The sequence below is a fragment of the Pseudomonas sp. Marseille-P9899 genome, from assembly GCF_903166565.1.
GTDB lineage: Bacteria > Pseudomonadota > Gammaproteobacteria > Pseudomonadales > Pseudomonadaceae > Aquipseudomonas > Aquipseudomonas huaxiensis.
Window position 1 is genome coordinate 1,279,214 of record NZ_CAESCG010000001.1, and the last position, 20,162, is coordinate 1,299,375.

Genomic DNA, 20,162 nt, shown 5'->3' on the forward strand with positions numbered 1-20,162 from the left:
TTAGCCTATGGTCCGGCCCCGGAGAAAAAGATGCGTATCCTGATTGTTGAAGATGAAGCGAAAACAGCTGATTACCTGCATAAAGCCCTGACTGAATCGGGTTATATGGTCGAAGTCGCCCTGGATGGCGTGGAGGGCCAGTACCTGGCGCAGGAAAGCGAGTTCGACTTGATCATTCTGGACGTCATGCTGCCGGGCCTGGACGGATGGCAATTGCTTCAGATCATTCGGCGCAAGTGGCAAACCCCGGTGCTTTTCCTTACCGCCAGAGATTCTGTGGAGGATCGGGTCAAAGGGCTTGAGTCAGGGGCCGATGATTACCTGGTCAAACCATTTTCCTATGCCGAATTGTTGGCACGGGTCCGCACCCTGCTGCGCCGGGGGCCGCCCCGCGAGGTCGAGCAATTCCTGGTTGCAGACCTGAGCCTGGATCTGTTGCGGCGCAAGGTTACGCGCAGCGGGGAGCGCCTGACCTTGACCAACAAGGAGTTTGCTCTGTTGCACCTGCTCGTCAGTCGTGAGGGGGAGGTGCTATCGCGCTCGTTGATTGCTTCGCAGATCTGGCAGATGAACTTTGATAGCGATACCAATGTGGTCGATGTCGCCATCCGTCGACTTCGGGCCAAGATTGACGATCCTTACCCGCTCAAGTTGATCCACACCGTGCGCGGCATCGGCTACATGCTTGAGGTGCAATCCTGAAACTCTTTCCGCGCTCCCTGAGTTTGCGTCTGGCGGCCATGTTCGCGTTGGTCAGTGCGCTGCTGCTGGGCGCCATTGGCTTTTATCTTTATCAGTCGTTACAGCGAGAAATCGCGTGGCGCGACGACCAGGCCCTGCTCGGGCGCCTGGAGCGCATGCAGGCGTTGATCAACGACAGTGTCAGCGTCGAGCAACTAAGAGATCGGCCCAAGCTCTACGAGAATATGCTGGGCAATCGCGACAACCTGCTGTGGATTGTCGATGACACTGGCCAGGTGCTGATCCAGATAAACCCGGTAAACATGAGCTTGCCCACGTTACCTGCCGCAACCCAGGCCCGGCTTGGTGACGGCGATGCGGCGCAGGGCGTGCGGCTTGCCTGGAAGAATGTCATGAAGGGGCAACGCGGTTTGACCCTGATTGCGGGCAAGTTATTAGGTGAGCGTGAGCAGATGCTGGCGGCTTATCGACTCAAACTCTGGCTCGCCATGTCAGTCGGCGCACTTTTGGCGTTTGTGCTCGGCGGGTGGGTCAGCCGACGAGGCTTACAACCTGTTCGCGTGCTGGCGCAGCATGCGGCCGGCATTGATGTTCAGCATCTGCATCTGCGGCTGGACGAGTTCAACGAACTGAGTGAACTACAGGCGCTCAGTCGCTCACTCAATCAAATGCTTGCACGCCTTGAAGAAGGGTTCGCCCAGCTCTCGCGATTCTCCGAAGACCTCGCCCATGAGATGCGTACGCCACTCAGCAACTTGATGGGGCATACCCAACAAACCTTGAGGCACTGCCGCTCCATCGAGGACTACCAGAACCTGCTGGTTTCCAATCAGGAAGAATATGAGCGTCTGGCGCGGATGATCGACAGCATGTTGTTTCTCGCGCGCACCGAGCAGCCCCAGGCATCGGTAAATGAAGAACTTATCGACCTACACGATCTAGCCGAGCAACTGTGTGAGTACTTCGAAGGCGTGGCGCAAGAACGTGATGTCACGCTGATCAATCATGCTCATGGTCAGTTACGGGCTGATCCTGCGTTGATACGTCGAGCATTGGCTAATTTGCTCGCCAATGCACTGCGTTATGGGGCTCCCGCTGAGGCAGTGACTATCAGCAGCGTAGTGTGGGAGGGCAGGGTTGTAGTTACTGTGCACAACCTGGGTCAGCCGATTTCAGCAGAGCATCTGCCTCGACTGTTTGAGCGCTTTTATCGGTGTGATCCTTCACGCAATCAGCCGGATGATTCTGGCGGTTTGGGGTTGGCAATCGTGCGTTCGATCATGCAGTTGCATGGGGGCAGGGTGACTGTGGATAGCGGTCAGTCAGGGACGAGCTTTTGTTTGGAATTTGCTGTGCGGAAGGCTTGAGTTGTGTGGCTTAAATGGAAATGGAAGGAGCGAGTATGGGTAACGGCATGGCCCGTTGAGAGAGTGGACGTCAGAAACCGATTTGCCAGCGCAGCAAACGATTTGAGTCGATTGTTATATGCCTTCCCAACTTGAAATTCGCTCTTTGGAAACCTCAACCGCCTCTGTAGAAAATACCTCCGGGTATCTGAGAATGACCGCTTCAAACGCGAACTCTCCGAGGCCCATATTTAGCAGCGCTCTGTACCCCGGGGTTTCTGTTGGACGACACACAGCCCGATTTACAGACTCTATAATCCCGTGTCTCTCAATCATTTGCCATGTGCGAGAAGCGCGAGTTTTCTTCCCATTCTTGACACGTAGAGTTTCCTCATATGCGTAGATCGCTTGCAGCGCCTCCTTCTCCGCTGGAGTAGAAGCCCCATATGATTCTGCTCGTAGCTCAGTTGCACGAAGGAGCGCCTCATTAGCCAAATCCTGGCGTCCCTTTTGAACCGCGTTCTTTGCAAAAATCTCGCATTTCTCAGGTGAGTCGATTTTCTTGATTCTGTCGTCCATAGATTCTCTCGATCGTGTGTCGCCCCCATGGCGCTCGCTTCAGCTGCGCCGGAATCGCGGCTGGTGTTGCCTGAACACCTGGTCTCCCTGAATTATCGATCGTAGGTCTCACCACCAGTGCTGATCTTGTATAGGGTTTCCGAATAAGGCAAGCGCGCAATGATGGTAGTAGCGTTCACTACTGCCGCCATGGTCATCCCTCTGCAAAGCAGGCTGACATAGCCTTGGATTCGAACGCACATGGCATCAGCGCTATCAATAAAGTTTGTCTTGTTGAGGCGGAGCATGATGACTGTCCTGCCCTCGGGTACCGCTCCGATTGGCGGTACGGCGAATATCGTAATCTGGGTGTATACGATCAAACAGAGCAGGGCGATGCCTGCTGCGATTAGAGCCTTCTTCATGAGTGAGAGTCCTGTCTCGGGTTCAGTCTATCCGCTTGACGATTCCGAACCGGCCTTCTTTAAAGTCGCTGGCTCGCAGTATATCGGGGGCAGCTTGGTCGCAGCTGTAGGTGGAGTAGCTCACGGGGGGATTACCAAATCGATCCGAGCTCCGCTCCGCGCAACCTGACGAAGAGGCAACGATGTACAGCGGCTTGGTTATGGCCTCATTGGGGACTTGGAGGCCCATGGAGAACCTGATACTTGCCTTGTGAGCAAAATCGTTCGCGTTGTCGTGGTAATTACCAAGGAACGTCGCATAGCTACTCCAGCTGACGAATTCGAAACCCATGACGCCCAGTCGTTTGAGCTCGCCGCCGTTTGATGCGTAGACAACGAGAGGCGCCAGCCGAGGGTCTTTGCTCTTGGATGAGTATGTGACTTTCGCCGTGATGTACTTTGAACCACGCTCGGCAGATCGGTACTCATACTCATCCCCGTAATCGTTGAAGCTCCATTGGCCGGTTATCTGGGCTGATTGGAGTGATAAAGAGCTATCGTCCGCTGAGAATGAGCCTTTGACCGGAATCGCTTTCATCCCAAGCGCCGCCAGCCGGCGAGTCTCTTGTTCCTTGGCCTCACGATCTTTGATCATTTTCTGCAGAAAGCTGTTTCCGGTTGCTGCTTCAGCGGAGTCAGGGTAGCGGGATGCCAGCGATGCCAAGGCTGCTCTAGTGGCCGCTTCGTCTCCACTGTCGGACGCCTTTCTTACCTGAGCCAGTAATACGGGTGGAGTCTCTTTGAGCGTCGTATTTTCCTGCTCAAGCTGCGCAATCCTGTCTTTGGCAGCGGCAATTTGCGCCTGCAGGGATTTGACGTCCGAGCGAAGGCTTTCGGCCTGCTTCTTGTACACCTCGCCGCCATCTCCACACCCCGCAAGTGAGAGAGCCAGGCAGGCGACTAGTGAATCCTTCCTCAAGGTGCACTCCTTTGGTCATTGACCACAACGGCGAGGATGGCAATCTACCATCATGCTTGAATCACCGGAATGGATCTCCAAGGCTAGTTCGTGGTTCGCCATGAACGCTAAAGAAGCCGGCCGCCGCTTGCAGCGCCATCTCCTGCACTAACCATCCGTGGCTTGTGTCAGCATTTGCGCAATGACCAGCAGGGGGGCGCTATCCAAGACCCTTGGCACCCAGCCGCTCAGTTGCGGTAATACCAATCTAAAGGCATCATTTGCTAATAATTCCCATTAGCAAATTATTCCATGCCCTCCGTCCCTCTCGATAATCAGCGTCTCGCCCTACGTAACCGCGTCCTGCAGCAGATGTTCGGCGATCACCATGACTGGCTGTTGCAGCGCCTGCGCGCACGCCTGGGCTGCAGTCATGACGCTGCCGACATGGCTTCCGAGACTTTCGCCCAGGTGGTGAAGCTGCCCGACCCGCAGGGCATACACGAACCGCGAGCCCTGCTCACCACCATCGCCAAGCGACTGGTGTTCGCCACCTGGCGGCGACGCGATCTGGAGCGTGCCTACCTGGAAGCGCTGGCTCAAGAAGTACCGGGTTACGAACCGTCGGCGGAAGAGCAGGTGCAGGCGCTGGAAACCTTGAGCAACCTCGACCGCATGCTCGATGGCTTGTCGCCGCTGGGACGCAGTGCCTTTCTTTACAGCCAACTGGAAAACCTCACTTACGCCGAAATCGGTTCACGCCTGGGTATTTCCGCGCCCCGCGTGCATCAGTACGTGGCCAAGGCCTTGGCCCTGTGCTACCTGGCGCTGGAGTGAGCATGCCGCAGACACGACTGCCAACAGCGGTGGCCGAAGCGATCGAATGGCTGGCGCTTCACCGCTCAGGCAGCATGAGCGACGCCGATCGCCAGCGTTTTCAGCACTGGTTGAGTCTCAGTCCTGAGCACCCGCAGGCCTGGCAGCGCCTCGAGCAACGCCTTGGCCAGGTCTTCGCCGATATGCCCCCGATGGCCCGTCAGGTGCTCAGCACCGAGGCCGGTAGCCGTCGCCGGTTGTTGCGCGGAGCGCTGGCGGTCGCCGGCATTGGTGCCGGTGGCTGGTGGTTACAGCGCCTGGGTCTGCTGCCCTTTGCGGGGAGCGACCTGCACACCGGCTTCGCCGAGCGCAGGGCATTCACCCTGGAGGACGGCAGCCGCGTGGTGCTCAACGCCCAGAGCCGCGTAGACCTTGCCTTCGCCGGCCGGTCGCGCACGCTCATCCTGCGTGAAGGGGCGCTGAGCATTCAGGTGGCCGCTGACCCGCAACGGCCGCTGATCGTTGTCACTGCCTTTGGCGAGGTGCGCGCCTTGGGCACGCGCTTTACCGTCACCCTGCATGAGCGGTCTGCCAGCATCTGGGTGCAGGAGTCACGGGTGCAAGTGCAAGCACCCAACGGCGCCCGCCTGGAGTTGGCCAGCGGTGAGGGCGCAGTGTTGTCCGGCAGCGGGATCCATGCGCTCGATCCCAACCGTGCCGGCGAGGGCCGTTGGGAAGACGGTTATCTGGAAGTTCACGATCAGCCCCTGGGTGCAGTGATCGATGCCCTGCGGCCCTATCGACGTGGCGTGCTGCGTATCAGCCCCGACGCCGCCGCGTTGCGGGTCTCGGGAGTATTTGCGCTGGACGACAGCACGCAGGTCCTGCGTACGCTGCAAGAAACCTTGCCGGTTCGCGTCGAACAGCGTTTCGCCTGGTGGACCCAGGTGAGCCGGCGCTGAAATTTTTTCATCGTCCCCTTAATAACGGAGCCCCTCGCGTCACATAGGTGGCATCGACTACCTATCGGGACCGCTGCCCATGTACCGGACATACCGTTTCAGCCTGACACCACTGGCCCTTGCCCTGACCTTGAGCGCACTGCACGCGCCTGTCGTTGCGGCGATCGAACCCGACGCTCAGCAGCAGGTGCATGGTTTCGACCTGCCGGCCGGCGCGCTGGATGCCACCCTGACCGCCATCGCCCGGCAAAGCGGGCGCGGCATTTCCTATGACGCGTCGCTGACCCGTGGCCTGACGGCGCCTGCGCTGCGTGGCCGGTTCAGCACCGAGCAGGCGTTGAATCAGGCGCTGCAAGGCACCTCGCTGCAACTGGCCGTCACACCCGGCGGAGCCCTGAGTATCGGGCCGCGTGCGGACGATGTGTTGCACCTCTCCGACACCAGCGTATCCGGACTGGCGTTCGAGCAGGATGCCTGGGGGCCGGCGTACAGCAAGGTCGCCCGGCGCAGCGCGACGATGAGCAAGACCGATACGCCGCTGTTGGAGATACCCCAGTCAGTGTCGGTCATCACCCGCGAGGAGATGGTGTCGCGCCAGCACGACAGCCTGGCAGACGTGCTGGGTTACACCGCCGGCGTGGTCACGCAGCCCAACGGCTACAGCCGGGTGGCCGATGACTACCGATTGCGCGGTTTCGACATCGGCCCACGCACCGGAAGCGTGCTGCGTGATGGCATGAAGATGCAGAGCACTCAGTTCGAAGGAGGGCAGGAGCCCTATGGCCTGGAGCGTGTCGAGGTGCTCAAGGGCGCGTCCTCGGTGCTTTATGGACAACTGGCACCGGGTGGCTTGATCAACACCACCAGCAAGCGACCGACCCTGGCCCCGTTGCACGAGCTCAACCTGGAATACGGAAATCATCAGCGCCGGCAGATTTCTACCGACCACAGTGGCGCGTTGGATGACGAGGGGCGCTTCAGCTACCGCCTGACCGCCCTGGTTCGCGACAGTGGCACGCAATACGACGAGATCGATGACGACAAGCAATACATCGCGCCGGCCCTGACCTGGCAAATGGACGACGACACTCGCCTGACGCTGCTGGCCAGCCACCAGCGCACCCAGACCACGCTGACTCCACCGATCCGCTACGACCTGACCACTTTCAGCAAGACGCCAGGCTACAAGGTGCCGTATGACCTGTTCGCCGGCGAACCGGACTTCGACGATTACGACGGCACCCTGGAGACCTTCGGTTACCTGCTGGAAAGCCGTCTGAGCGATCAGTTGCAAGTGCGCCATGCTCTCCGTTACTTCGAGTCGCGCAGCGACTACGACTACATCACCCTCAACAGCAGTCGCGTTACCGGGCCGAACCTGAACAACCTGACCCGCAGCTACAATGCCCGCGAGGACATTTCCACCGGCTGGACCAGCGACAGCAACCTGACCCTCGACCTCGCGCATGGCAACTGGCGCCACACCCTGCTTGGCGGCATCGACTACTACCGCAAGACCTACGACAGCCATCGGCACAGTGGCAGCGCGCCGACCCTGGACCTGGCCAATCCGGTCCATGGCAACTTGCCGAAGGTGAATACCGCCGTCGACAGCGGGTCGGACCTGCACAGCACGCAGATGGGGATCTACCTGCAAGAGCAGGCCACGTTCGACGAGCGTTGGGTGGTGGTGCTGGGAATGCGCCAGGACTGGGCCGAAAACAACACCCGCAACTACCGCGACGGCTCGCGCAGCACCGTCACCGACCGTAAGACCACCGGCCGGGTGGGGCTGGTGTACCTCACCGAGAACGACTGGGCGCCGTATGTCAGCTACAGCCAGTCGTTTCTGCCGTCTGCAGGCACCGACAGCAATGGCGACACCTTCGAGCCTACCGAAGGCGAACAGTATGAGATTGGTGTGCGCTACCAGCCTGCCGATCGCGAGCTGCTGATCAGCGCCGCGGTGTACCAGTTGACCCAGCGTAATGTGTTGACCTCGATCGCCGGCTCCGACTTCGACGAGCAGACCGGCAAGGAACGCAGCACGGGCGTCGAACTTGAGGCCAAGGCACAACTGACGACCAACCTGGCGATGAACGCCACCTACGCGTACACCGATGCGCACATCCTGTCCGACAACGACAAGACGCTCGAAGGGTCGCGCATCGAAGGCACGCCATATCACAGTGCCGCGTTGTGGCTGGATTACGGGTTGGGCTTGTTGGGATTGCCCGACGTCACGGTTGGCGCCGGTGCCCGATACAACGGCACTACCCACACCGTGCCGAGCGTGAGCGACCGCAAGATTCCGGCCTATACCCTGTTCGATGCACGCGTCACCTACCGGGTGAATGACCAATGGCAAGTGAGTGCTCGCGCCCAGAACCTGGCCAACGAGCGCTATGTGTATTGCGCAAACTCGTGCCGCTATGGCGATGAGCGCAGTGTGGTCGGGGCGGTCAGTTACAACTGGTAGCGGTGTTGCCGGTCGTCCGTGGCTGTTACCTGGCCTCCACGCAAAGGCACCCCGCATCGTTCTAAAGTGCGCACCATCGCGGTCGATAAATCAGGGTACGCATGGGCGCTTTCTCCTCATAACAACACATGCGACGTTCAGTATTGCGTTTTCCTTGCCAAAACTATAAATACCCGCAGGTGAAGTCATGAATATCAAGCAGAAGCTGACCTGGGCGTTCGCGGCTATCGCGTGCGTCCCGGTCATCCTGGTCGCCGTTTTGGTGGTGCTGAATCTGCGAGAGGGGGCCCTGGTCAATTTCCTCGACAGCAGCGGCCGCGAGATCCGCCAGATCGACAATGGCATGAAGCAATTTTTCGACGGTATCAGCCAAAACGTCGACTACGTAGCGAAGGACCCGCGCGTTGTCGCCGCCAAAGACCTCAAGAGCTACGCTGGCGCCGAAGCAGCGCAAATTCCCCTCACCCAGACCAACAAAGAGCTGCTGGCGATATTCGAGCAGTTCGCCAAAAGCCATCCGAGTACCGCTTACCTGTCCCTGGGGCTGAAAGACGGCGGCTACGCCAGTTGGCCGGACGACACCAAGCTGAGCAACTACGACCCACGGGTACGTCCCTGGTATAAAGCGGCCATCGCCGCGCCAGGCACCACCGTGCGCACCGGTGCCTACTATTGGGCGCCGGACGATGTGACGTTGATCGGCACGGTGCACACTGTTGCCGACGCTGCAGGAAATATCCTCGGCGTGGTGGGCCTGGACGTGTCGCTCAAACAGCTCACCGAACTGGTGCGCAACATCAAGCTGGGCGACAGCGGCTACCTGATGCTGGTGGAAGCCAACGGCAACGTACTGGTAGACCCCAGCGACGCCAAGCACAACTTCAAACCCCTGGCCGACCTGGGCCCCAACTACGCCGAACTTGCCAAGCAAGGCGACGGAGTGACACAGATCGAGATTGATGGCGTGCCCTACATGGCCAACGTGGTCAGTTCCAAAGATCTGGGCTGGCGCTTTATCGGCCTGATCCAGCGTGAGGAAGTGATGGCCCAAGCCACCCGCCTGACCTGGTTGATTGCGGCCATAGCAGCGGCATTGGCGTTGGTGTTCGCGGTTGTAGGCGCAAGCTTTGCCAGTGTCATCGTGCGCCCGATTCGCGGCGTGGCCGACGGCCTGCAAGAAATGGCCGAGGGGGAGGGCGACCTGACGCGCCAACTAAAGGTGCAGGGCAAGGACGAAACCGCCAGCCTGGCAGGCTGGTTCAACCAGTTCCTGGGCATGATTGCACAACTGGTGCAGCGCATCGGCAACGCCTCATCGGACCTGCAGACCGCCGCCGTCGATACCCGCGAAGTGGCCAACAACATGAACCAGGCCGCAGGTCGCCAGCGTGAAGCCGTGGAGCTGGTGAGCACCGCGTTCAACGAAATGGTCGCTACCGCCAACGAAGTTGCGCGTTCATGCAGTGCCGCCGCGTCGAGTGCCGATGAAGGCTACCGCGACGTAAATGACGGTCAGCAGCACATCGGCGAAGCCACCGGCAGCGTGCTCAAGCTCAGCGAAGACCTGCAAAAGTCGACTCAGACCATGCAGTTGCTGGAGCAGGACAGCCAGAACATCAACACTATTCTCGACACCATCCGCTCGATTGCCGAGCAAACCAACCTGCTCGCGCTCAACGCGGCGATTGAAGCGGCGCGTGCCGGTGATCAAGGCCGCGGCTTCGCCGTGGTCGCCGACGAAGTCCGCGCTCTGGCTCGTCGGACAGCCGACTCCACCGGCGAAATCGACAGCTTGCTGGGCAATCTCGCCCGCCGCACCCAGGAAGTCACGCAGCAGATGCAGGGCAGCCTGCAGGTGTCCCACGCCAGTGTGGAACGCATCCAGCAGGCACGTGACAGCTTCGACAAGATCCGTGGCTCGGTGGACTCGATCCGCGACCAGAATACCCAGATCGCCACAGCTGCCGAAGAGCAGCATCAGGTGGCCGAAGAGATCAATCGGCACATCGCGCAGATCCATGCCGATGCGCAACTGGTGGAAGGCTTTGCCCAGTCCTCGCAGACGGGGTCGGGTCGATTGATAGAGATTTCTGGTCAGCTCAAGGGCTTGGTGGGTCGGTTCAAATATTAGTAGTTCTGGCCGGGTGAAAGCACAGCCAGACCAGTTGCTGCGGCGTCGCAAGTGACGCCGCAGGTTCTTTGATCAAAGCGTTGTCAGAGACGAACTGGAGGAGGGTGCGTACGTTGGTGGTCAGTGAACGCCAACCACGCCTGTGGGCGAAGTTGGCGTATTCCTTCTAGCTGTTCTGGATATTCGCGCTCAAGGAGATATAGCCGCCACTATCGACACAGAGGCTGATGCTGGGGCTGCCGAGGCAAATGCCGTCGAAGGTCGGCAGTGGCAGGCCGCGAGCGCCAACCGCTCTGATGGCGATGTCCAGGTTGGCAGAAAACAGCGCCCAGACCAGGTCCAGGATCAGCGTGGCCGCGCCATCGAGCGCGGGCTCGAGGACGTTGACATCGGTGATGCTGTCAGCGTTCTGCTGGCTGAACTCAAAGCCCAGCAGATCGGCGTTGCCGCTTGGATTGCTCAGCGACAGGTTGGAGAGTACGTTGCTGCGGTTGAGCGAGAACGACAGCAGCGGATTCCAACTGCCCTGGAACATGTAGTTGAACGCCGCGTTGACCTTGAGCGGCGCGCTGAGCACCGGCGGGCCAGCCGCGTCGACAACGGCATTGACGATGACAGTGCCGTATTGGCTGACCTGGGCCGGGGTCAGGTACACGGACAAGGCCTCGCTGAAGGCGCTCGAGGAGTAGTAGATGATGCCGACCATACGGTTCAGGTTATCGTAGGTGGACGTATCGACCTGGGGCTGCAGCTTCGCGCAGACCTCCTTGCTTAGCTGGAAGGCTACGCCGATGGTCAGTGTCGGTGCTTCAGCGACCTCGATGATGACCTGCAGGGGAAGGCCGCCGTCGCTCTTGCTCTGGCCAAAGTTGTACAGCGCCGGCCAGATCACGTCGTAGTAAGCGCTGTTGAGTGTTTGGCTGTCGCTGTCGCTTTGCGGCGTCAGGTTGAGGGCGAAGTCGCCGTTCAGGTAGGCGGCCCAGAGCAGGGCATTGAGCTCGTAGGCCGCTACGTTGAGGCTGACGTCCAGATCCGGCTGGATGGCCGGCAGAGGGATGGAGACGGGGCTGGCGCAATAGCTTGAACCATTGAACTGCACGGCACCGGTGATGCCCAGCACGATACCATCTTGGGCGGGGTAGCTCGGGCTGCAGGAAGGAGCGAACTGATACACGATGCTGGAGGTGAGATGGCCGCTGTCGGGAATGTTGGCCAGTACGCCAGTGAGGGTGTCGGCCACCTTTCCCGCGAAATTGACGTCGGCGACCTTCGAGTCGACGATGCTGTCGACCCTTCCGGCTATGCACGAGTGGATGTCGCCGCCGTGGATTTCGGAGTTCGATGGAACCGCCACGTTGGCTACGCTGACATTGCTCTGCTGGGGGTTGTACACGGTAACTTTCCACTCCAGCGGCGAGGCTGACGTCCCGCCCGAAATGAGGAAGTTGAAGGCAAGATCGATATTACTGATATCGAAATCGAAAGCCCCGCACTCCAGCGAGTATGAGCTCGGCAGCGTGGCACCCTCGGTGAAGGTGCTGCCTTGTTCGTACCAACTGTCGTAGTGCACATGCAGAGCGCCTCCGAGCGAGACGCAAGGCATCAGGGTGGGGGCGGCAGTTGGTTGGGTGCGGACCATGTTGTAGCTGATGCTTGGCGTCGAGGCTACGCGGATGTTGTTGATGCTGCCGCCTGACAGCGTGATCTGGTTGACATCGATGCGTTGATCGGTGCTGGGAATGTTGACCGGACTGGAGAGCACCGAGGTACTGGAGGCGGTAAAGCCATTACCGATCAGGGCGGGGGTCAGGGTCTTGAACAGATTGTTGATGCCCTTGTTGGACAAGGCCAGGGTGACCGACTGCAGGGGATTGCTGGTTTTACTCACGACTTAACTCCTTTCTCGACGTGCGGATGCCCGTGCTTCGGGTCGGCAAGTGCCTGGGTTGGGCCTTACCTGGGTCCTTCAGGGCGGATGGCGAGCGCATGGAACTTAGCCCACGACGCTCGTTTCTATTGCCTGCACGATCACCACCTTGTGGGAGGCCGGCAGGGAAACCTCGGTGGCGACGGCGTCGTCCAGATAGTCCACCAGCAGGGGGGGACGCTCGCCTAGAAAGGTCTTGGGCAGGAACAGCCCGGAAGCCAGCTCCAGGTTGTCGAACTCGCCATACTCGCGATACAGCACCGGCACGCTGTCGATGCCGTTGGCCAGCAGGCCGAGTGCACGATGGTTGCCGTCGCGCAGCATGTAGCGACCGCGGTGCTTGATCACCTGCAGCAGGGAGAGTGTGGTGACATTCACGAAGCCCACGGCAATCCCGATCTGGCCCTTGGCGGCCATGGCATTGTTGAACGATCCGACGATCCGGAAATTCGGGTTGCGCGAGGTCAGGATGAAGCGCTGGTGGGTGTCATCGAACGCAGTGGAGAACTCGCTCGATGACTGCTCCATTGGCAGGGTGATCCGCGCCAGTGCGTTGAGGTCGTCCGGCCGGGCGGTGCGGGTACGTTCGGCGGCATGATCGAGAAACACCGCGGGTTGAATGCTGCACAGCTTGCGCAAGTTGGCCAGGCAGACCCGCCATCCTTCTTTGGTGAACTGCTCCATGACCGCATGTTGGCGCAGGGCCTTGATGTAGTCGTCCAGTTCAGCGGGCGGTTCGATGATCGCGTCGCTCTGGTCCACGCCGATTTCACGTTCGGCCACACGGGCCTGGGCTGCGTGGATCAGGCCGAGACGGTCGGCCTCCGAGAGCGCGCCGGGGGCATGGGAAAGCATGCGTATGGCCGAGGATTCGTTCATCCAGCCAATGAGTGCCCTGGCGGGGCGCATGACTTTTTGAATGCCGGGTGCGCTGATTCCTCTGTCCAGTTGCATGAAGTCAGTCCTTCCATTGTCGCGATCAGCGAATGGGAGCGCCTGGGCCGACTGTTATGCAAAGAAGCCCAGCGCGCCATTGATAGGACGATTGGACAAGAGTTGGTGGCAATAAGATATCACTGAAATTTGGTAATTCTGCAGGGCTGCCATTCAGGGGAATGATCACTGAGCATGACATATCATTTAACATAATATACATTATGCGTAACAACTTGTTACGCTTTTTGGGCCAGTGTGAAGCCGATTGCAAGCCACGCACCGGCCGTTGAAAACCCTCATGACCCTCACACAGCCTTCGATCCAAGACTCTGGTTGAACCGCAACAGATAACCATCAGGATCAAGCACCAGGAAATTGAGTTGCCCGCGCATCAGGTCATTGTCGCGATACCAGCGCTCTTCAATGGGTTTACGCAACTGTAGGCCTGCGCTTTCAATCGCCAGCGACAGAACCTCGCAGTCCGGACATTCAATAGACAGATTCATCCCTCGGCCAAACGGACGCTCCAAAGGGCCAACGCGCCAAGGAGATTCGTCCTCATAATCTTCCTCCAACATCAACTGGCTGCCGTGGTAAGAAAGAAACGCGAACTTGTCTTCTGGCCTCTGGTACTCGATTTTGAATCCCAGTACCTGGCAGTAGAAATCCAGGCTGCGTTGCAGGTCAGAGACGATAAGCTCAGGAATCAACGGATTCATTTTCAACGCACAGTTCAAGCAAATCTGCGTGGTCAACGGGTGGTCATGAGGGTTCACTGAGAAAGATAAATGGCCTGCCCTGGCCTTATATTATTCAATTAAATAATAACTACGCTAAATGTCTATTTAGTTTAGTTATATTCAGCAAGACTCTGAACATCTGAGAAGGAACCGCCCATGCAAATCATCGAATGTACGCTCGAGCAATTGAACGACGTTGCCACCCTGTTCAATCAATACCGGATCTTCTACGAACTGCCGGATGACCTGGAGACCTCTCGCGATTTCCTCCGGGCCAACCTTGAGAACAATCGCTCGCGAATCTTCCTGCTCCTCGATGACGACGGCCAGACTGTCGCCTTCGCCCAGCTTTACCCGGCGCTCTGCTCCCTGGCGATGAAGCGCTTCTACTGGCTCTACGACCTGTTCGTCGCTCCGCAGGCAAGAAAGTCCGGGCATGCCCGCCAATTGATGAACCACCTCACCACCCTGCTTACCGCCGAAGGCGCCGATCGTATCAGTCTGGACACCGCCACCTCGAACAAGGCCGCGCAGGCGCTTTATGAGTCTCTCGGCTATCAGAGGGAAGGCATGTTCTTGACCTATCACAAGTACCTCGGCACCTGAAGGCCCCGTTCCAGAGCGTCGTGCCCTCCTCTTCGCCTCTACTGCTCCATCGGAACAGCCTGTATTCTTGCCCCAGGCCAGGAATGTGCCTTTCGCTGCGGTCGCCACGACTGTCAGCACCGGAATCCGGACTCTCCATCAGGTACTGACGTGAAGCGTGACATCCAGCTCGTTGTCCTTCTGCTTTTGCTTATCGGTTGTTCGCTGGCTTCGTTGACGCTGTGGAAGGTCATGGCCTCCCGCGAACGAGCGCTAGCCGAAATCGATGTCCACGGTTTGAACCTGACCCAGGCGCTGGTGACCTATTCCGAAGGGATTGTGCGGCAAAGCTCGCTGCTGTTGCTCGGCCTGGTCGAACGCCTGGAAACCGAAGGCAGCGGTCCTGCGCAGATCGCCCGGTTGAGTCAGTTGGTCGCCCGCCAGCAACCCTTGATGCCGCAGTTGAGCGGCATCACCGTGTATGACCGACAAGGTCGCTGGCTGATGGCGTCCAACCGACCGACTCCCGCCGGCGCCAACAGCAGCGACCGCGCCTATTTCATCCATCACCGCGACGACCCGTCCCGCGAGCCCTTCATTGGCCCGCCGATCCGCAGCCGCGCCAACCAGGAGTGGGTGATCACCATCAGCCGCCGCTTCAATTATGCGGACGGCAGTTTCGCCGGCGTCGTGGCGGTCACCCTGGGTATCGAGAACTTCCTGCGCTTGTTCGGCACCCTCGATCTTGGCCAGGACGGCGCGATCGGCCTGACCAACACCGACGGCACGCTGTTGGTACGTTACCCGTTCCGCGAACAGGATATGGGCCGCAACTTTTCCAACTCGCCGATCTACGCCAAGTACCTGGTCGACAAGACGGTGGGCACCGCTTCATTCACGTCCAGCCTGGACGGCGTCGAGCGGCTTTATGCGTTTCGCAAGAGCGACCGCCTGCCGCTGGTGACCACGGTCGCCCTCGGCAAGCACGAAGCGTTGGCCGCCTGGCGCCTCGAGGCGATGCTGTCGCTGCTGGTGGTATCCGGGCTGCTGGCGGTCATCGGCGTTATCGGCTGGTTACTGATCCGTGATATCCGCCGGCGGATCACGGTGGAAGGCGATTTGCGGGTGGCGCAACAGCAGTTGCTCGACAGCAACAAGCAGCTCGAACGCCTGGCCATGGACGACGCCCTGACCGGACTGGCCAACCGACGCTGTTTCGACCAGACCCTGGCCATGGAAATCCGCCGCGCGCAACGGGATGCAACGCCCCTGACGCTGCTCATGCTCGATATCGATTTCTTCAAGCGCTACAACGACCGCTACGGCCATCCGGCCGGCGATGCCTGTCTGCGCGAGGTGGCCAGCGCCCTGGCCGGTTGCATCCGCCGGCCGCCGGATCTGGTGGCGCGCTACGGTGGCGAGGAAATGGCGATCATCCTGCCCAACACCGATGTCGAAGGCGCGACAGTGGTCGCGAAGCTTGTACTGGAGGCGCTGAACCGACTGGATATCCTTCATGCCGAAAGCCCCTTTGGTCACGTTACCGTGAGCATCGGCCTGGCCTGCGCGTCGGGGCCCGCCCTGGAACCGCAGCAGGCCCTGATCGATGCCGCCGACCGGGCGCTGTATGCGGCCAAGGAAGGTGGGCGCAACCGTCTGGTGGTTGCCTGCCCTCCCCTGATCAGCGCGACAACAACGCTGAATCAGGAAGCAAACAACTGCCGCAACTGATCGAGGCCGTCAGCGTAGATGCCTTCAACAACCGCCAAGGCCTCATCATCAGACGCGCCGTCCGCCACGAACTCCGCTTGCCAGGTCACCAGAGTCTTTCCATCGGCTGCCGGCTCGACGCGCAGCAGCGATTGGTAATCCCGCGCCGGCAACGGTGATTCGATGATGCCGTAGCGATACAGCCGCTGGCTGTCCGAGTGTTCCAGCAGCCGCTCGTGAATGGTCGCGCCGTTGCCGAGGGTCAGCAGCCGTTCGGCGCCCGCCTGGTTGTTGCTGCCGGCGAGCAACTGGCTAGCGCTGACCGCCGGGTGCCAGAGGTGCAGGCCGTTGAAGTCGCCGATGCGCTGCCAGACCTCGTCCGGTGTGGCATTCAGGGTGATCTGACGTTGTGCGTGCAGGAAACTCGTTGCCATGGTCGTTCGCTCCTTTTGGGTTGTTTGGCCAGCGCCAGTGTTACAGGCCCGGCGCCCTGCCCCCATTCTCCCAATGGCGCAAACGCCAGGTGCGAACCGCTACTTTGGGATAACGTCAGGCTCGCGATCCGATCATGTTTTTTTGACGTTTTTTTGCCGTTCGTCCGCTTAGGGTGGCGCTCCCGGTCACGACAGGAAGCCGCCCGATGAAACCCTACTTCCCCTATCCGCTGTGCGACGAGATTCTCAACCAGGCCGCCGACTGGTGCCTGCGCCTGCAGGAAGGCGCGTGCACCAGCGCCGAACGCGAAACCTTTGCGCAGTGGATCCAGGCCGATCCGCGGCATGCCTTCGAGTACGCCCGGGTGCTTGAAACCTGGGAATTGAGCAATAGCCTGCCCAAGCAACCACTCCCGGCAAAACAGGATTGAGCGGTGAAATGCACCGCGGCCGGCCCTCACTGGGCCGGCCGCGGTCTGATCAGCGGTGACGGGCGCGCTTGGAACAGCGCGCCTGATGCAGCATGCCAAGCAACGCCAGGCACAGCCCTGCGCCGCCAGTGGAAATTACCAGCACCTGGTAGTCAGGCATGAAGCACATGGCACTCAGGCAGGTCACGATAAACACGATCACCGCCCAGGTCAGCCACGGGAACAGCCACATCTTCAGCGGAATGTCCTTGCCGCTCGCTTCCAGCTTGCGGCGCATCTTCAGTTGCGAACAGGCGATGACCAAGTAGACCAGCAGCGCGATGGTGCCGGTCATGTTCATCAGGGTGTCCAGTACATCCCGTGGGCGCAGTTCGTCACTGAAGTTGATCAGCGCCATCACCACCGCCACCAGGCACGAGCCGATGATCGCGTACATCGGCACGCCAGTGCCGGCTTTGGTCAGCTTGAAGAACGCCGGCGCATCGCCACGGCTGGCCAGCGAGAACAGCATCCGCGAAGCGGTGTAATGCGCGGAGATCAGGCAACTGCTGACCGAGGTGAGCACGACGAAGTTCATCAGCCACTCGGCGCCCGGTACGCCCAGCAGTTCCAGGGTGCGACGGTAGGAGCCGTAGCCGGATTGACCGAGCATCGGGTCGTTCCACGGCACCAGGCAGACGATCAGGAAAATCGAACCGACATAGAACATGCCGACACGCCACACCACCGACTTGGTGGTCTTGATGATCTGCTGGGATGGATTGTTCGATTCCGACGCGGCAATCGTGGCGATTTCCGCGCCGAGAAACGCGAACATCACCCCGAGCATCGCCCCCACCACCGGTTCGAAGCCGTTGGGGATAAAGCCATGGGCGGTGAGGTTGCTGATGCCGCTGACTTCGCCGACCGTCCAGATGTTCAGCACGGCCAGGCAACCCACCAGCAGGAAGCACACGATGGCGACCACCTTGATCAACGCGAACCAGAACTCGAACTCGCCGTAGTTCTTCACGTTGAAGAAGTTGATGCTGATCAGCAGCAACGTGGTCGCCAGGACGAAGACGTTGACACTGACTGACGGAAACCAGCCGTTGAGAATCTTGCCGGCGACATAGGCTTCCCAGGCCATGAGCGCGACCCAGTAGCCCCAGTACAGCCAACCGATGGTGAAACCCGCCCAACGACCGATCGCCCGATCGGCGTACGTGGAAAAAGAACCGGTGTCCGGCGAGGCCGTGGCCATTTCGCCGAGCATCCGCATGATCAACATCATGAGAATGCCACCCGTGAGGAATGCCAGAACGGCAGCCGGACCTGCACTGTGAATCACGCTTCCGGAGCCAACGAACAATGAGCCGCCGATCACACCGGCGATGGACATCATGGTCAGATGCCGGGACTTCAGTCCCGCCTTCAGATGGCTTTCATGCTGCGACTTGGCGACAGCTACACTCGCGTCCATCTACGTTTACCTTTTTGTTTTTGTAGTTAAGGGCATGCGAGGCCGGCGTCTTCGCAAGCGCTGGCCTCGCACGGGCATCACGGAATCAGCGAGGTGCCAGGGCCACGGAGACGAACTTGGTGTCCAGGTATTCCTGAATCCCCCAGACCCCGCCTTCACGCCCCAACCCACTCATCTTCACGCCGCCAAACGGCGCTTGCGCGGTCGAAGGTGCGCCGTCGTTGATGCCGACGATGCCGTAGTCCAGGCGCTCGGAAACGCGGTGGGCGGTATCCAGATCCCGCGTCCACAGATAGGCCGCGAGGCCATACGGCGTATCGTTCGCTGCGGCCACCACCTCATCGGTGGTGTCGAACTCGAGAATCGGTGCCACCGGCCCGAAGGTCTCTTCTTCAAGAATGCGCATGCCTGGCGCCACGTCGCACAGCAAGGTTGGCTGGAAATACAAGCCGCCCAGCGCCTGACCGCCGACCACCACACGGGCGCCACGACCCACCGCATCCTCGACGTGCTCGCGAACCTTGTTCAGCCCCTGCTCATCAACCAGCGGACCGATCTGGGTGCCCTCATCGGCGGGATCACCGACCCGCAGTGCCGAGATCCGGGTCGCCAGCGCATCGATCAAACGAGCGCTGATCGACCGGTGCACATAGATGCGGTTGGTGCACACGCAGGTTTGCCCTGCGTTGCGGAACTTGCAGGCCATGATTTCTTCTGCGGCGCGCTCGATATCGGCGTCGGCGAACACGATGAATGGCGCATGCCCGCCCAGTTCCAACGATACCCGCTTCATGGTTTCCGCCGACTGGCGATACAGCAACACGCCGACTTCGGTACTGCCGGTGAAGGTCAGCTTGCGGATGCGCCGGTCCTGGAAGAACACCCCGGAAATCTCGGCCGGGTTGTTGGAGGTGATGACCTGAAAGGTGCCTTCCGGGCCGCCCACTTCGCGCCAGTACTGCTCCAGCAGCAGCGCGGTAAGCGGCGATTGCTCTGCAGGCTTGACGATCACCGTGCAACCGGCTGCCAGTGCCGGCGCGACCTTGCGGGTAATCATCGCGGCAGGGAAATTCCACGGCGTTACCGCATAAACCGGGCCGACCGGTTGGCGGGTTGCATACAGGCGCTTGTTCTCGTGCTGGCTGGCAAAGGTCTCGCCGTACAGCCGCTTGGCTTCCTCGGCATACCACTCGGCGAAGCCGGCGGCGTACATCACCTCCCCCACGGCTTCCTTGATGGGCTTGCCCATTTCGCTGGAAATCGCCTGGGCAATTTCATTGGCGCCGGAAACGATCCGGTCGAACCACTTGCGCAGCAACTGGCTGCGGTGGAACGCGCTGGTGTGCTTCCAGGTGTCAAACGCTGTGACTGAAGCATCGGCCAGCTTTTTTGCATCGGCGGCGCTGCAATCCGGCACGCTGGCACAGGCCTGTTGGGTCGCCGGATTGATCACCTGGTAAGACTGGTTGTTGGCGCTGCCGGCGGGGAGCGAGGCCAGCGTCCACGCCTTTACATCATCTGCAGTGGTCGTCACTGAAGGTACTCCATCAAAAACTTGAAAAGGACAGATCGAGCGCGGAA

General features: G+C 60.0%; 17 protein-coding genes and 2 pseudogenes. 10 read left to right on the plus strand and 9 right to left on the minus strand.

Annotation, left to right across the window (positions count from 1 at the left end):
- Window positions 1–30 precede the first annotated feature (30 nt).
- Together HWV67_RS05725 and HWV67_RS05730 are read left to right on the plus strand one after the other, a co-directional pair.
- Entirely contained in the window at window positions 31–702 is a 672-nt protein-coding gene (locus HWV67_RS05725) for a heavy metal response regulator transcription factor (RefSeq protein WP_175650311.1), read from the plus strand.
- On the plus strand, window positions 699–2,069 hold the full coding sequence (locus HWV67_RS05730; protein WP_175650976.1) for a heavy metal sensor histidine kinase: 1,371 nt from the start codon (window positions 699–701) through the stop codon (window positions 2,067–2,069). Before HWV67_RS05725 ends, HWV67_RS05730 begins: the two co-directional genes overlap by 4 nt.
- Window positions 2,070–2,183: 114 nt before the next feature.
- On the opposite strand, the gene HWV67_RS05735 is transcribed toward HWV67_RS05730, so the two are convergent.
- From HWV67_RS05735 to HWV67_RS05745, 3 genes are all read right to left on the minus strand, one after another.
- Complete coding sequence (locus HWV67_RS05735; protein WP_175650312.1) at window positions 2,184–2,627, minus strand: hypothetical protein; 444 nt, start codon at window positions 2,625–2,627, stop codon at window positions 2,184–2,186.
- 92 nt (window positions 2,628–2,719) lie between these two features.
- The gene (locus HWV67_RS05740; RefSeq protein WP_095153388.1) at window positions 2,720–3,031 is read right to left on the minus strand and encodes a hypothetical protein; all 312 of its coding nucleotides are present in this window, start codon (window positions 3,029–3,031) and stop codon (window positions 2,720–2,722) included.
- A 22-nt stretch (window positions 3,032–3,053) separates the two neighbouring features.
- On the minus strand, window positions 3,054–3,923 hold the full coding sequence (locus HWV67_RS05745; RefSeq protein ID WP_175650313.1) for a hypothetical protein: 870 nt from the start codon (window positions 3,921–3,923) through the stop codon (window positions 3,054–3,056).
- A gap of 357 nt (window positions 3,924–4,280) precedes the next feature.
- Between HWV67_RS05745 and HWV67_RS05750 the strand changes: the two genes are divergently transcribed.
- The 5 genes and pseudogenes from HWV67_RS05750 to HWV67_RS32020 form a co-directional block, all read left to right on the plus strand.
- Window positions 4,281–4,805 carry a sigma-70 family RNA polymerase sigma factor gene (locus HWV67_RS05750; RefSeq protein WP_175650314.1) on the plus strand — a complete coding sequence of 175 codons (525 nt, stop codon included), beginning with the start codon at window positions 4,281–4,283 and terminating at the stop codon, window positions 4,803–4,805.
- Between the two features lie 2 nt (window positions 4,806–4,807).
- The gene (locus HWV67_RS05755; RefSeq protein ID WP_175650315.1) at window positions 4,808–5,746 is read left to right on the plus strand and encodes a FecR domain-containing protein; all 939 of its coding nucleotides are present in this window, start codon (window positions 4,808–4,810) and stop codon (window positions 5,744–5,746) included.
- A 79-nt stretch (window positions 5,747–5,825) separates the two neighbouring features.
- Entirely contained in the window at window positions 5,826–8,225 is a 2,400-nt protein-coding gene (locus HWV67_RS05760; RefSeq protein WP_175650316.1) for a TonB-dependent siderophore receptor, read from the plus strand.
- A 343-nt stretch (window positions 8,226–8,568) separates the two neighbouring features.
- Window positions 8,569–9,495 (plus strand): annotated as a pseudogene (locus HWV67_RS32015) (HAMP domain-containing protein); the annotation flags it as partial.
- Window positions 9,496–9,840: 345 nt separating this feature from the next.
- Window positions 9,841–10,356 (plus strand): annotated as a pseudogene (locus tag HWV67_RS32020) (methyl-accepting chemotaxis protein); the annotation flags it as partial.
- Between the two features lie 166 nt (window positions 10,357–10,522).
- Here HWV67_RS32020 and HWV67_RS05770 read toward each other — a convergent pair.
- From HWV67_RS05770 to HWV67_RS05780, 3 genes are all read right to left on the minus strand, one after another.
- Window positions 10,523–12,244, minus strand: coding sequence for a hypothetical protein (locus HWV67_RS05770; protein ID WP_175650318.1), 1,722 nt, complete (start codon window positions 12,242–12,244; stop codon window positions 10,523–10,525).
- A 105-nt stretch (window positions 12,245–12,349) separates the two neighbouring features.
- Complete coding sequence (locus tag HWV67_RS05775) at window positions 12,350–13,237, minus strand: hypothetical protein (RefSeq protein WP_175650319.1); 888 nt, start codon at window positions 13,235–13,237, stop codon at window positions 12,350–12,352.
- A gap of 287 nt (window positions 13,238–13,524) precedes the next feature.
- A complete protein-coding gene (locus HWV67_RS05780; RefSeq protein ID WP_175650320.1) occupies window positions 13,525–13,938 on the minus strand; it encodes a bleomycin resistance protein in 414 nt (137 codons plus the stop codon).
- Window positions 13,939–14,115: 177 nt separating this feature from the next.
- Between HWV67_RS05780 and HWV67_RS05785 the strand changes: the two genes are divergently transcribed.
- Together HWV67_RS05785 and HWV67_RS05790 are read left to right on the plus strand one after the other, a co-directional pair.
- Window positions 14,116–14,565: a GNAT family N-acetyltransferase gene (locus HWV67_RS05785; RefSeq protein ID WP_175650321.1), complete on the plus strand. Its 450-nt coding sequence runs from the start codon at window positions 14,116–14,118 to the stop codon at window positions 14,563–14,565.
- Between the two features lie 150 nt (window positions 14,566–14,715).
- Window positions 14,716–16,275: a sensor domain-containing diguanylate cyclase gene (locus HWV67_RS05790; RefSeq protein WP_175650322.1), complete on the plus strand. Its 1,560-nt coding sequence runs from the start codon at window positions 14,716–14,718 to the stop codon at window positions 16,273–16,275.
- Here HWV67_RS05790 and HWV67_RS05795 read toward each other — a convergent pair.
- Window positions 16,248–16,688: an SRPBCC family protein gene (locus tag HWV67_RS05795; RefSeq protein ID WP_175650323.1), complete on the minus strand. Its 441-nt coding sequence runs from the start codon at window positions 16,686–16,688 to the stop codon at window positions 16,248–16,250. The genes HWV67_RS05790 and HWV67_RS05795 overlap by 28 nt on opposite strands.
- Window positions 16,689–16,894: 206 nt before the next feature.
- Here HWV67_RS05795 and HWV67_RS05800 point away from each other — a divergent pair, with 206 nt between their 5' ends.
- Window positions 16,895–17,119, plus strand: coding sequence for a FecR/PupR family sigma factor regulator (locus HWV67_RS05800; RefSeq protein WP_175650324.1), 225 nt, complete (start codon window positions 16,895–16,897; stop codon window positions 17,117–17,119).
- 49 nt (window positions 17,120–17,168) lie between these two features.
- Here HWV67_RS05800 and HWV67_RS05805 read toward each other — a convergent pair whose 3' ends face one another.
- Both HWV67_RS05805 and HWV67_RS05810 read right to left on the minus strand, forming a co-directional pair.
- Window positions 17,169–18,581, minus strand: coding sequence for an amino acid permease (locus HWV67_RS05805; RefSeq protein WP_175650325.1), 1,413 nt, complete (start codon window positions 18,579–18,581; stop codon window positions 17,169–17,171).
- An 85-nt stretch (window positions 18,582–18,666) separates the two neighbouring features.
- Entirely contained in the window at window positions 18,667–20,115 is a 1,449-nt protein-coding gene (locus HWV67_RS05810; protein WP_175650326.1) for an NAD-dependent succinate-semialdehyde dehydrogenase, read from the minus strand.
- Window positions 20,116–20,162 lie beyond the last annotated feature (47 nt).

Bases quoted from the DNA above. Each gene is read 5' to 3' on its own strand.
- HWV67_RS05725 (WP_175650311.1), top strand. From the start codon at position 31: ATGCGTATCCTGATTGTTGAAGATGAAGCGAAAACAGCTGATTACCTG.
- HWV67_RS05735 (WP_175650312.1), bottom strand. From the start codon at position 2,627: ATGGACGACAGAATCAAGAAAATCGACTCACCTGAGAAATGCGAGATT.
- HWV67_RS05740 (WP_095153388.1), bottom strand. From the start codon at position 3,031: ATGAAGAAGGCTCTAATCGCAGCAGGCATCGCCCTGCTCTGTTTGATC.
- HWV67_RS05750 (WP_175650314.1), top strand. From the start codon at position 4,281: ATGCCCTCCGTCCCTCTCGATAATCAGCGTCTCGCCCTACGTAACCGC.
- HWV67_RS05755 (WP_175650315.1), top strand. From the start codon at position 4,808: ATGCCGCAGACACGACTGCCAACAGCGGTGGCCGAAGCGATCGAATGG.
- HWV67_RS05760 (WP_175650316.1), top strand. From the start codon at position 5,826: ATGTACCGGACATACCGTTTCAGCCTGACACCACTGGCCCTTGCCCTG.
- HWV67_RS05775 (WP_175650319.1), bottom strand. From the start codon at position 13,237: ATGCAACTGGACAGAGGAATCAGCGCACCCGGCATTCAAAAAGTCATG.
- HWV67_RS05780 (WP_175650320.1), bottom strand. From the start codon at position 13,938: ATGAATCCGTTGATTCCTGAGCTTATCGTCTCTGACCTGCAACGCAGC.
- HWV67_RS05785 (WP_175650321.1), top strand. From the start codon at position 14,116: ATGCAAATCATCGAATGTACGCTCGAGCAATTGAACGACGTTGCCACC.
- HWV67_RS05795 (WP_175650323.1), bottom strand. From the start codon at position 16,688: ATGGCAACGAGTTTCCTGCACGCACAACGTCAGATCACCCTGAATGCC.
- HWV67_RS05800 (WP_175650324.1), top strand. From the start codon at position 16,895: ATGAAACCCTACTTCCCCTATCCGCTGTGCGACGAGATTCTCAACCAG.
- HWV67_RS05805 (WP_175650325.1), bottom strand. From the start codon at position 18,581: ATGGACGCGAGTGTAGCTGTCGCCAAGTCGCAGCATGAAAGCCATCTG.